The sequence below is a fragment of the Ornithinimicrobium carbonis genome (assembly GCF_050703245.1).
Lineage (GTDB): Bacteria > Actinomycetota > Actinomycetes > Actinomycetales > Dermatophilaceae > Ornithinicoccus.
The window spans coordinates 2,138,702-2,151,104 of the sequence record NZ_CP192647.1 but is presented as its reverse complement, the minus strand read 5'-3'; the positions used below and the strand labels follow the sequence as shown (position 1 = coordinate 2,151,104).

The 12,403-nt window shown below is 68.4% G+C and carries 9 protein-coding genes; all 9 read left to right on the top strand.

Annotated elements, in window-relative coordinates:
- Window positions 1-143 precede the first annotated feature (143 nt).
- The 9 genes from ACQ95T_RS10790 (at window position 144) to ACQ95T_RS10750 (ending at window position 12,393) form a co-directional block, all read left to right on the top strand.
- On the top strand, window positions 144-482 hold the full coding sequence (locus ACQ95T_RS10790; protein ID WP_425943866.1) for a hypothetical protein: 339 nt from the start codon (window positions 144-146) through the stop codon (window positions 480-482).
- An 835-nt stretch (window positions 483-1,317) separates the two neighbouring features.
- Window positions 1,318-2,349 (top strand): thermonuclease family protein, encoded by a 1,032-nt coding sequence (locus ACQ95T_RS10785; protein ID WP_425943868.1) that lies wholly within the window; start codon window positions 1,318-1,320, stop codon window positions 2,347-2,349.
- A gap of 457 nt (window positions 2,350-2,806) precedes the next feature.
- A complete protein-coding gene (locus ACQ95T_RS10780; RefSeq protein ID WP_431472915.1) occupies window positions 2,807-3,325 on the top strand; it encodes a hypothetical protein in 519 nt (172 codons plus the stop codon).
- Window positions 3,326-3,541: 216 nt separating this feature from the next.
- Entirely contained in the window at window positions 3,542-4,615 is a 1,074-nt protein-coding gene (locus ACQ95T_RS10775) for an SNF2-related protein (protein WP_431472914.1), read from the top strand.
- Between the two features lie 210 nt (window positions 4,616-4,825).
- On the top strand, window positions 4,826-6,640 hold the full coding sequence (locus tag ACQ95T_RS10770) for a helicase-related protein (RefSeq protein WP_431472913.1): 1,815 nt from the start codon (window positions 4,826-4,828) through the stop codon (window positions 6,638-6,640).
- On the top strand, window positions 6,637-8,211 hold the full coding sequence (locus ACQ95T_RS10765; RefSeq protein ID WP_431472912.1) for a hypothetical protein: 1,575 nt from the start codon (window positions 6,637-6,639) through the stop codon (window positions 8,209-8,211). Before ACQ95T_RS10770 ends, ACQ95T_RS10765 begins: the two co-directional genes overlap by 4 nt.
- Window positions 8,148-9,455, top strand: a complete 1,308-nt coding sequence (locus tag ACQ95T_RS10760; RefSeq protein ID WP_431472911.1) for a hypothetical protein — start codon at window positions 8,148-8,150, stop codon at window positions 9,453-9,455. The genes ACQ95T_RS10765 and ACQ95T_RS10760 overlap by 64 nt, the downstream gene beginning before the upstream one ends.
- Window positions 9,452-10,189: a hypothetical protein gene (locus ACQ95T_RS10755; RefSeq protein WP_431472910.1), complete on the top strand. Its 738-nt coding sequence runs from the start codon at window positions 9,452-9,454 to the stop codon at window positions 10,187-10,189. The genes ACQ95T_RS10760 and ACQ95T_RS10755 overlap by 4 nt, the downstream gene beginning before the upstream one ends.
- Window positions 10,144-12,393 carry a DUF499 domain-containing protein gene (locus ACQ95T_RS10750; protein ID WP_431472909.1) on the top strand — a complete coding sequence of 750 codons (2,250 nt, stop codon included), beginning with the start codon at window positions 10,144-10,146 and terminating at the stop codon, window positions 12,391-12,393. Before ACQ95T_RS10755 ends, ACQ95T_RS10750 begins: the two co-directional genes overlap by 46 nt.
- Window positions 12,394-12,403 lie beyond the last annotated feature (10 nt).

Here is a 12,403-nt window from a genome sequence, read left to right as displayed (position 1 = left end):
TTGAGCGCAGCGGGAATGGGTGGGGACGGTGGTGCTCGACGTCCTCGGGTCGCGAGATCACTCGAGGATCGCTGGAGCCGGGGCGGTCCTGGGCAGTGCCTGTGGGATGTGGAACGTCGATTCGAGGAAGGGTGTGATCGCAGATGGCGAATCAGGCAGCGGCGCAGGAGGCACGGCGTGCGGCCAGGGAGGCCAGGGCGAGGGTTCGGGCCGAGCGTGCCGCGCGGGAGAAGCGGTTGGCCCGAGCAGGGGAGACGGTCGCCGTCGAGCTGGCGCGCCGCGACGCCGCGGTGGCCGATCACGAACGACGCGCAGGTGAGGCACTGCGCACGATGGTTCAGGACGAGCGACTCAGCGTCCGAGACGCCTTGAGGTGGTGCGGCGTGCAGGGCCTGACATCGAGGGAGGCCCTGCGGATGATGCGCCGCCCAGTCGAGAAGGCCATGCGCGGAGGCGAGGCCAACGGGGCACGAGAGGGGTGAACCGGCTCTCCGGCGGGCCGCGGCGCCTCCATTGCCCGTGTCTATCGACGGCAAGGTGCACCGGGACCGTGGGGAGTGCCCATGTGTCTGGCCCCTGCTGTTGCGGTCACCGGCCTGGCCGTGGCGTTCTGGTTGATCAGCGAGACCCTGCTGGTCTCCCTGCTCGCCGTCGCCGGATAGCCCGGGCTGTGGATACCTTCACGCGGTCGTCTTCGCTGTCCGGCATCCTTGGCGGTCGGGAACGACGACGGTGGAGGGACCAAGGGTGGACATTGGGGCGACGGCCGCGCACGAGCGGATGAAGCTTGAAGCGGTCGAGGATGCAGCGGCTGCTTTGGAGCGGGCTGTGCTCGAGGAGAGGCGTGCTCGTGAAGCTCGTGACCGGGCCGTGCGAGCTGCTGTGAAGGCAGGCGTGAGGCCCTCGGTGGTGGCCAAGGCGGCAGGCATCAGTCCGGGGCGTGTGTCCCATCTGACGCTCGCTCCCGGGCACTGACCCGGAGGGGACATCGGGTGGTTTCCCGGCACGGTCTGCGCCCACCTGCTGGCGACGTTCGGTCTGCTCGACGACGTCGACGCGTGCCTGGAAGCCTGCCACCGGGTCGTGGAGCCGCAGGCACCGAAACCTGGAGGACCACGATGACGCAGCCTTCATGCCTGTCGGAGGTGCGGGGTAACGTCATAGCCGTCCAGAACTTGCCGAGGGGTGCGTGTCATCACGTGCCTCGGCGCAGGGTTTCATGGGGCGGGGTCCTGAGTGGGCACCCGCCGGCCGGAGACGTCCTGCAGAGAAGCAGGCAAATGGGGAGAAGGAATGGTTCGTGCCGCTCTGATCGGTGTGCTGATCGCCGTAGCGTCGTTCATCGGGGGACTGGTTCTTCTGACGGTGTCCGTCGTGGCCATGGTCGGGGTGGAGGAGTCGGACCCGGCGGCGGTGTCCTCCGCGCCCGTCCCTGCCGCGACACGGGAGGTTCCTGCCGAGGAGCCGGTGCCGACGACGCCGGAGGAGCCTGCCGACGACGAGGCCGCGGATCAGGCTGCGGAGAGGGAGGCGGCCGACGCCAGGCGGGCCGAGCGTGCCGAGGCACGCGCCGAGGAGGGCAAGCGCATCGCCGCCGAGAAGCGGGCTGCGCAGGAGGAGGCCGCCCAGGAGGCCGCGGAGAAGAAGGCGGCTGAGGAGAAGAAGGCGGCTGAGGAGGCCGCAGAGAAGAAGTCGGCTGAGGAGGCCGCGGAGAAGGAGGCGGCCGAGGAGGCAGAGAAGAAGGCCGCTGAGGAGAAGGCCGCCGCGGGAGAGCTCGCGACGGTCGTGGCCATCGTGGACGGGGACACCGTAGACGTGTCCACCGGTGCCCGCATCAGGATCGCCGGGATCGACACCCCCGAGCGTGGGGAGTGCGGGTACGAGGAGGCCGGTGCCCGGATGATGGAGCTGGCCCGGGACCGTGAGGCGGTCCTGGTCAAGGCGGGCGCGGACAGCATCGACCGGTACGGGCGGCTGATCCGCTACTTGGACGTGGACGGACGCGACGTGGGCCTGACGCTGATCCAGGAGGGCCTGGCCATCGCCCGGTACGACTCCCGCGACGGCTACGGGTGGCACCACCGCGAGGCGGAGTACGTCGCCGCCGACGCCGCCAGCCCGCAGGCCTACTCCTGCCCCGCCCCAGCTGCGCCCCCACCCGCGCCCGAGCCAGCACCGCAACCGCAGCCGTTCGTCCCCCAGCCACCGGCCGGGGGAGGCACCGATCCCCAGTTCGGCACCTGCAAGGAGGCGATCGCCAACGGGTACGGGCCGTACGTCGTCGGCGTGGACCCGGAGTACCACTGGTACCGCGACGCCGACAGCGACGGGATCGTCTGCGAACGCTGACCGACCCGGCCGGCTAGCTCGGGAGGGAGCCGTGCGCGGCCTCCAGGACGGGTCGTGCGCGCGCTGCCACGGGCACCCCCAACAAACAAGTGGCACCGGCACCGGCGGCCGTGAGAGCGCCGTGAGACCGAGACCGATCATCGCTGATGGTGGCGCCGACGATCGGAGATGGTGTCCGATTCGGGCCAGGCTGCGGAGGGGATGCGTGTAACTGGAGGCGGCTGCGGGGGGAGAGGCAGGGCATGTGCTCAGGTGGCCTCGAACGGTAGGGCCCGCGGGAGTGCTTCGTCCGACGGAGGGCAGCATCGAGCAAGTGCACAGCGGGCGGGAGCGCTCCGAATCGGAATCGCTCGGGGTGCGTGCCTGATGGTAAGCAGCGGATCATGACGAGCGCCTGGTGCCTGGCTCACGGGTTGGACGGACTAACATTACGTGCCCGGCGTGGTACGCCAACCACATGACGACGCACGGTCGACACGACGGGGGACCAATGATCAGGGACGCCCACGAGGCCAACGACGCGGTTGGCCCGAACGACTTCGAGATCGCACGGCTCCTCGCCGCCCTACAGGGGTACTTCGCCAAGGACGAGAGTTTCATGCTTGACCGGCTTCAGGAGGTGCTTGCCTGTGGTGACGTGGGCCTTGCCCGAGAGGGCTACGAACTCAAATTCCTCAGAAAGGCGTACGCGAACTTCCTCACCTCCACGAAGACCGAGACGGTGCTCGTCCCCGACCTCGAGCACAACACCGAGGAGGCATACTCCCGGCGGGAGAATCTGTATCTAGTGGGTGACAATCTGGACGCACTGAAGCACCTGCTCGGGTCCCACACCGGTCAGGTCAAGTGCATCTACATCGATCCGCCTAGCTTCAGTGGATATCAGGTGCCAGAGGTAGCGTTCGGGGGCGGAGAGGGCGCCTGTCACGGGCATGTATACGCACCGTTGGCGGGCATTTCCGCGCGGGTCGCGTAGGGCGGGCCCAGCACGGTGGTCGGACGGTTACGGTTGGACGACGCCCCGGAGTCACCTTCGCCGTGACTACGCCGGGGTGACGTGTGCGACGGAAGGACGACGGTGTCGGGCGGTTTCGAAGAGGGCCAGCGCGTCCTCGTCCCTGCCCTCGCCCACTTGGGGTATGTGACGGTTGACATGGCTGCCGTTGACACTGTTGGCGGATGGACGCTGTACGTGAAGGACGACAGGGGCGGGTTTCACCGGGCGGACGTGGCCGGTGACGACGTAGCCGGTGTGCAGGTGCTGGTGCAGGACGGTGCGGCCCGGTCCGAGCGGGTCCTAGCGGGCATGTGGACGCAGTGGATGGCGGGGGCGTCCATGAACGCCCGGTCGACGTTGTTGGCGTCCTCCCCGTTGGAGCCGTTCGCGCACCAGTCGCACGCGGTGTACGGGGCGATGCTGCCGCAGCCGTGGCTGCGGTTCCTCCTTGCGGACGAGCCGGGCACGGGCAAGACCATCATGGCTGGCCTGTACCTGCGCGAGATGCAGAAGTATGGGCTCATCCGCAAGGCGATCATCGTTGTGCCCGCGAACCTCGTTTCCAAGTGGCAGGCCGACTTCGACAGGTTCTTCGGCGGCGGGCTGCGCCGCATCACCGCAGGCACAGTGCGGGAGCACGCCCTCGACCTGGACCACGACATGTGGATCACGTCGTTGGAGCTGGCCGCGGTCAACCCTGCCGTGCAGGAGGCGATCCGGCCCGACCTCGCTGGTTGGGACATCGTCGTGTTCGACGAGGCGCACCGGCTCACCCCGACCGCCCAGTCCTTCCACCGGGTCGGCCGGTTGCTCACCCAGTCGCCCCGTGCGCTGCTGCTGACGGCCACGCCGCACAGGGGGTCGGAGTGGCTGTTCCGGCACCTGCTGCACCTGGTCGACCCTGACATCTACCCCGACCCGGGTGACGACAAGGACCAGCCCCTGGCGCCGTTGCGCCCGGGCACAACCCACTTCCTGCGCCGCATGAAGGAGGACCTGGTCGACTACGACGGGATGACCAAGCTGTTCAAGGGCAGGACCGCGACGAACCTGCGCGTCCCGCTCACGTTGGAGGAGCTGACCGTCTACAACCAGGCGCTGGAGATGGTGGACCAGTTCTTCCCGCCGTCCGCGCAGGCGTTGGCGCGCATGGTGTACGGCAAACGGTCCGCGTCGTGCCTACACTCTCTCGCGGAGACGCTGCGGCGCCGCAGGGACAACATGGGCGGCAAGACCGCGGCGCAGACCGCGATGGAGGTCGACCCGTAGGGGGAGGACGACTCCGAGCGCGAGGTCGAGGAGGTCGTCCATGCTGACTCGCTGTCCGCCCGCGCGGAGAAGAAAGCTATCGGCGGGCTGCTTGCCACCCTCGACGGCATCTTCGCCGACCCCGGTTACGTCCCGTCGAAGTGGAAGCGGCTGACTGACGAGTGCCTCGCCGCGCAGGGCATCCGGCCCGGTGGGACCGAGCAGGCGGTCGTGTTTACCGAGTACGCCGACACCGCAGAGTGGATCACGACTCGGCTCGCCGCGGAGGGCTACTCAGCGCGCACGTACTCGGGCAGGCAGAACCACGCCGAGAGGGACACGGTGCGAGCCGCGTTCATGCGCGGCGACTTCCAAGTGATCGTGACGACCGACGCCGGCAACGAGGGCATCGACCTGCAGGCTGCGCACGTGCTCGTGAACTACGACATCCCGTGGTCGCTCGTCCGGCTCGAACAGCGCATGGGCCGTATCCACCGGGTCGGACAGACCCGGGACGTGGAGCTGTTCAACCTCGTCGCCGTGGACACCCGCGAGGGCGAGACGCTGCACAAGCTGCTGGACAACTTTGTGAACGCCGCGAACGAGCTGAACGGCCAGCTTTTCGACTCCCTCTCCCTCGTGGCTGAGCTGACCGGCGTGGACTACGAGAAGTGGCTCACGGCCCTGTACGGCAACGACGAGGACCGGAAAGCCGAGGCGTTGCGGGCCGCCAGACGGGTCACCAGCACGCAGCTCAAAACCGCCGCCCAGACCGCACGGGCCCAGGAGGCCAGGCTGGCCGAGCAGGTCAGGGTTGTGGAGGCCATGTCGCTGCTGCACCAGGACTACCTCGAACGGATCAACCCCGCGATCGTCGACGCGTACCTCGCCCGGCTCGACGCGTCCGGCCTGCTGCAGGTCCGGCCGACCGCGATGGGCGACGAGGTTCGACTCCTCACCGCGACCCGCCTCCCTGACGGGCTCGGAGGCCAGCCGGCCGCTCTCGTCGCCGTGAGCGGGGACGCGTTGAAGGACGCCGCGATGGCGGACACTCGCGTCCTCCCGCTCGGGCCGGGCGACCCCGCGTTCGCCGCGCTCATCGACCTGGCCGAGGACCAGTTCGAGCCGGACCTGTTCCGCGGCGGCGCTGCCCAGGACCCGACAACCATCACCCCCTACGACCTGTACGCGTACCGGGGCGAGCTCACCGAGGCCGGCGGTCGCCGCCGCACTCAGTGGGCCGCGCTCGTCCGCGTGGACGCCACAGGGAAGGCCACACTGGTCCGATGGGAGACGCTCGCGAACCTCACGCCCACGTCCGACCCCGGCAAACCGCCCCACCCCGCACGGGACCTCGCCGCGGACGACGAGGCACGCAGGGCCGCCGAACGCGCCAAGACCGATTCCCAGACGGCTCGGAACAGTTGGTTCGCGGACGCCCGCAGGGACCTGTCCAACCTGCCTACCGACCTGACCCCCGCCACGTCGTTCCCGAACCGGGAAGAACGCATACACCTGCGGAGCACGCTCAAGGCCAAGACCGAGGACCGGCTGGCTGAGCTCCAACGCCTGTCCGTGGTGGACATCACCACCCCACGTCTCGTCGCCCGTATCCACGTGACCGCCGCCGGTGTGCCCGCCACCGTCGAGGAGAAGGACTCCGAGGCCATCTCAATGCGGCTCGTCGCCAACACCCTCACGACCGAGGGATGGGTCGTCGGAGACGTTCACCACGACAACGTGGGCTACGACCTGTACGCCCGCCGGGGGCGTGAGCACCGGCTCGTCGAGGTCAAGGGCGTGTGGGGGTCCGCGAGCTCGACCGGGGTGAAACTCACCGGCAACGAGGTCCTCATCGCGACCCAGCACAGCAAGGACTACTGGCTGTACGTCGTGGACGGTTGCTCGGACGGGAAGGGTCGCGTCTTCGGGACCTACCGAGATCCGGTCAGGGTGTTCGCTCCCGACATCACCGCCGACGCGGTGTTCCGCGTCCCCGGTTCAAGCCTCGCTCGCGCCGCTAACAAGGAGAACGACCCCGTATGACCCGCATGATCGAACGCTGGTTCCCCTGCGCCGAAGTGAGCGCCAACAGCGGGTCTGGTTGGGGCAGCGGGAACGCCGAGGTCGGCGTGATGACATGGTTCGCCAAGCGGCCCACCGCCCAGGCAAAAGCCGCCACGATCTGCTCCCTCCTTCCTTGGCCCGACGACCCTGCAGAGCAGGCACGCCTCCAGCAGTTGGTCCGCGACGCCATGTCCGGCAGGTACGAGAAGGGCGCGCAGGTCCGCGCCGAGATCGTCGCCGCCAACGGCCCCGGTGCCAGCACGCTCGACCCGTTCTCGGGGCGGGGACTCATCCCGCTGGAGACAGCACGGCTCGGTCTCACTGCCCACGCGATCGACTACAGCCCCGTAGCCGTCCTCGCATCCCGGCTGCTGACCGACTTCCCCGCCCGCGACTGGTCCGCCGAACCGCACCTGCCATATCGCGACTCCGACACCCTCGACGTCGGTACAGAGCGCCTGGTGGGGGACCTGGAGGCCACGATCGAGGAGGTCGGGACTCGGCACACCACGCACATGAGGACGTACTACCCGTCCGTGGATGGACAGCACGCCTGGGGGTACCTCTGGGCTCTCGCGATCCCCTGCCAAGAGTGCGGCCACCGCTTCCCGCTCATCGGCCAGCTCGCGCTCCGCCACGCCGGAATGCGGCGGGACCCGGAGACGGGGGTCCAGGTCCACGACGCCGGCCAGTCCTACTATGTCGACCCCGACCGGGCTACCGGCACCTCTTCCGTGGTCGTCCATGAGGGTGCCCCACGTCGCCTCCCGACCCGTCAGGTGCCCCCCGGTAAGAGCCGGTACGACAGTAACGGGCGCATCGCCGTGTGCCCGTTCTGCGACCACCCCCACGACCGTCACATCCTCACCCGGCTCTTCGACCAGGGGGAGGGAGCGGACGTACCCCTTCTTGCGGCCGACCTCGACCCCGTTTACGGCAAGACATACCGGGCCCTCACCGCCGTAGAGACCGACGCCGTGCAGGCCGCCCACGACCAGCTCGCCCGCGAGGAGCGGTTCTCGCCGTTCCTGTCAGCCGTCCCCGTCGAACGCATCCCCGACGGGAACTCGTGGACCGTCCAAGCCACCGTGTACGGCGCTCGGACGTACGGCGACATGATGAACGCTCGCCAGACCTTGTCGTTCGTCCGGCTCGCGAGGATCATCCGCGACCTGGGGAACGAGCTCCTGTCGAACGGTAACTCTGACGAGTACGTGCGTGCCCTGACCGGGTACGCCGCCGCCGCCATGTCTCGCAAACTCCGACGCGCGACCCGTGGGTGCACGCTCGACGTCAGCCGCGCGGGAGTCCACGACATCTTCGCCACCGAGTCCAGCCTGAACTTCTCCTTCGACTACTTCGAGGTGGGCCTCGCTGACGGTCCCGGAAGCTGGGCCTCCGTGGCCAAGGGCACTCTCAGGTCGGTCCGCAACACCATGCCCCCGCCGCGCGCGTCCCAGCCGACGTGGCACAAGGAACGGCCACCATGCTCCCGTTCCGGGACCGGAGCATCAGCGCCGTCGTCACCGACCCGCCCTACGACGCGATGATCGACTACAGCGACGCCAGCGACCTGTTCTACGTGTGGATCAAGCGCGCGCTGACGGACGCCTGGCCCGAGATGGGCCTCACCTCCCACGAGTTCGGCGTGCAGGAGAAGGGCGACGAGATCATCGTCAAGAAGGGCGGCACGAAGAACCACGACCACCGCACCCGCGAGCACTACGACCGGCTCATCACGCAGGCGTTCAACGAGGCACAACGTGTGGTGAAGGAGGACGGCGTGGTGACCATCGTCTTCGGGCACGGGGAGCCTGAGGTCTGGCAGCGCCTCCTGTCCGCCATTCGCGACGCCGGCCTGGTCCTCACGGGTGCTTGGCCCGCAAAAACGGAGGCCGGAGGGAAGGTCGGCTTCACTAACATCGTCACCACCCTCACCATGTCCTGCCGCCCCGCCCCCGCAGGACGCCCCATCGGGCGTAAGGGGGCCGTGGAGTCGGAGATCCGCAAGGTCGTCAAGAGCCGGGTGCCCGACTGGGAGCGGTGGGGGCTGGCGCCCGCTGACATGCTCATGGCCGCTGCCGGCCCGGCCATGGAGGTCGCGGGACGGTACAGCGCGGTGCTGGACGCGAGGGGCGAGGAGGTGGACATCTCGACGTTCCTCCCCCTGGCACGCTCGACGGTCCAAGACGCCATGGCCGTCGAAATCGACCACCAGCCTCTGGAGACGTTCGACGCCCGCACACGATTCGCCCTATGGTGGGCCCGACTCTACGGCCGCAACGTCCAACCCAAGTCCGAACTGCGCTGGCAGACGCTCGCGGCGTCCATGGAACTGACCGACGTGCGAGACCTGGTCCCAGACGCGTCCAAGGGCTGCCGGCTGGTCGAGTCCAAGTCCGTCAAGCCCCGCATCGACGGGGAATCGGCAGTTATCGACGTTGCCCTAGCCATGGCCAAGGAATGGGCGCACGGGTTGGACGCCGTGGGCGACGTGCTCGCCGCGTCTGGCCGCAGCACCGACGATCCCTACCTCTGGGCGGCCATCACCTTCCTCGCGGATCGGCTACCCGACAGCGACGCCGACGCGGTCGCGTGGACCGGCATCATCCGCAACCGACGCAACGTCACATCCGCCGCAGCGGGCGCGGAGCGCACCCGCCAGGACGCCCGCAACAAGGCCGACCAGCCCACCCTCGACCTCGGCACGTTCGACCTGTTCGGAGGACCCGAGCTGGGGGCCACCATCACCTCGGCAGCGCCGACCGACTCGACCCGTAGGAGCAACGGATGAAGAACAAGCCCACGCCTTGGTGGGAGGCGTTGAAGCTCCGGCCGGAGATCGTGGACGCCTCCGGTGCGATAGACGACGTGCAGATGAGCCTGCACGACGCGGTCTACGGCAAGGGTGTCACGCGGCCCGAGTACGCCAAAGTCGCCTACTACGGGGAGATCACCCATCCGACCGGGCAGCTCGCTGACCTGCTTGCCCAACTCGCGATCCGCCTCGGAGCCGGGCCCGAGGATTACACGAAGGTGCGCGCGCTCACGCGGCTTGATCAAGGGATGGGCGGCGGTAAGTCCCACGCCTGCATCGGTGCCTGGCACCTGGCCCAGCACCCATCCGAGTTCGCGGCCACGGACATCGGCAAGGCCGTCCACAAGGTCGCCCGAGACGTGCTCGGCAAGGCACTCCCAGCCGACCTGGGCGACCCCCGCGTGGTCGTCTTGCCGTGTGACTCCATGACGCCCGGGGCTCCAGTCCAGGAGCTCGACGGGCCAGCCACGAACCTGTGGGAGCGTTTCCTGTGGCGTCTCTTCGAGCGCGACTACGCCCGCTTCGAGGACTACCGTCCCTACTTCAACGACAAGTCCAAAGTGGTCGCCGCACTGCGGTCGGTCGGCCGGCCGGTCCTCATCATCGTGGATGAGGTCGTCAACTACATCGGGACGGCCTCGACGGAGCAGGCAACCCCGAACTGGTGGCGCAGGACATGGGGTTCCTACAGGTCCTGCTGGACGCAGTGAACGACGCCCCCAACGTCGCCATGCTGCTCGTGATGATCGCCTCCGACCGGGACACGATGGCCCTGAGCGCCGCGGGTGAGAGGCGCCGCGAGTCTTTGCAGTCGTTCATCGACCGCAACGGTCGCCTGGCGACGGTGAACGAGAACGCCGACTTCGCCGCGATCCTGCGCCGGCGGCTGTTCGATGCTGCGCCTGTCAACGAGGTCGTCAGCGCCACCGTGCGCTCGTTCGACTCTGTGCTGAGGGACAAGGGGTGGAAGAGCAAGGTTCTTGACCAGCTCTCTGCCGCATGGACCACGGACTTCGCGGCGCAGGTGGAACGGTCCTACCCGTTCCACCCCCAGCTCATGCACATCGCCGAGAACGAGTGGGCGAACTTGGCCGGTTTCCAGAAGGTCCGGTCGACGATCCAGGTGTTCGCCGCGACAGTGTGGGCGCTGCAAGCACGAGGCCGCGCCGGTGACTGGGTCCCGACGCTCATCGGGCCCGGGGACCTCCCGCTATCCGAGGCGACGGTCCGCGAGGCCATCCTCGGCAGCGGCCTCATCTCTGACACCAAGACGCAGGCGAACTACCGCGCGGTCGCACAGAACGACATCGTCTCCCTCGACGAGACTTCCGGCGCAGCGCGCCTACTGGACCTCCGCAGGGACGCGCCCCTTTGGAGCACCCTCAATCCGCGGGCGGCTGAACGCGCGGCGACCATGATCTTCCTCGCGTCTATCGTCGGTGCGCGCGGGCAAGGCCGACGCGGAGCCTCTGAGCCCGAGGCGAAGGCTGCGACCATCGTTCCCGAGCTCAACTACGGGATCGCGGACGCCGACGGGGTTATCCGTGACCTCGTGGACCCGGACACGGGCCTGGCCGCGGTCGAGCCGATCAAGGGCAGCGGAGGCACGGCCCCTCGCTACTACCTGTCGACGCGGCAGACGCTGAACATGCTCGCCAGGGCCATGCGCGGCAGCATCACCGACTCCGACAGGGACCGGACCGTCGCAGACGCTGTCGAAGGGATCGTGCCCGCGCCGAGCCCGTTCCGCACGAAGATCCTCGTCCGCGCGGAAGAGGGCAGGACGCCGCTGGAACTGCTGGAAGCGGCAGGACTGGACGAGGCAAGGACGACCCGGCTGGTCGTTCTTGACCCCGCCGCGTTCTCCCTGCGCAACGGCATGGAGAGGGACACGGTCGAGGCGCTGGAAGCCGCGCTGGGACTCGGGCCTGACCGGCTCACCTCTTCGTGGGCCTCCTCCATGGTGTTCGCCGTCGTCAACACGCAACGTCGTGGGCACGCCCGTGCGATCGCCAGCGAGTTCATCGCATGGGAGCGGGTGCTCATGTCGCCCGACGTGCAAGCTGACGACACGATGCGGGACGAGGCGAAGAAATCCCGCGACGAGGCAAAACGTCGTCTCGACAGCGCGCTCAAGCGGGCCTACCAGCACGTCGTCTATCTATCCCAGCCGGACCCCGACTCCGTTCGGGAACTTGGGCAGGTCACGTTTGACGATGACGCCCAGACATCGCTGAACGGCGCTCTCGTCTGGAAGGCCCTGGTCGCCCAGGAGAAGGCGTTCGACCAGGGCGAGTTCAACGCCCGTGCCCTGCTGCACCAGCTCCGTGACAGCGACTACGGACGCCCTCTGATCGAGATCCGGGACTCGTTTTGGCAGGCGCCGCGACTGCCCCTTCTCCACGAGGGAGAGGCCGAGCTCCGGCACGCGATCTATGACGCGGTAACGGCTGGGGACATGCGAGTCGTGAGCCGCGACGGCAGCGAGGTCGTGGTCACAGGCCCGAACGAGATAAACCTCCAGTCAGCTTCGCTCACCCTGCAGAAGCCAGCTGAGGTTGTGCCCGACTCCCAGCCGGGACCGGATGACGCGCCCGGTGTCCAGCCCGGCACGGGCCGCGGGGACAGCCCTGCTCCGTCACCGGGCCCAGGAGGCGGCGGCACGACGTCTCCCGGACCGGACACGCTTGTGGAGAAGGAGGTCAGCCTCTCCATCCTCAAACGTTTCGAGGGCGACGAGGAGGCAAGCGACAGCACGGCGGCCATGCTCCGTCTCATCTACGAAGCAATCGAGTCGAATGGGTCGTCCTTCGCTCAGGGCCAGTTGCGCGTTGTCGCGCATGAGTCGTGGGCCGAGCAGATAGCGGACGCTGCGCGGCAGGCGGGAATCTCGGTTGTGCTTCGGGACATGTAGCGAGGCACGG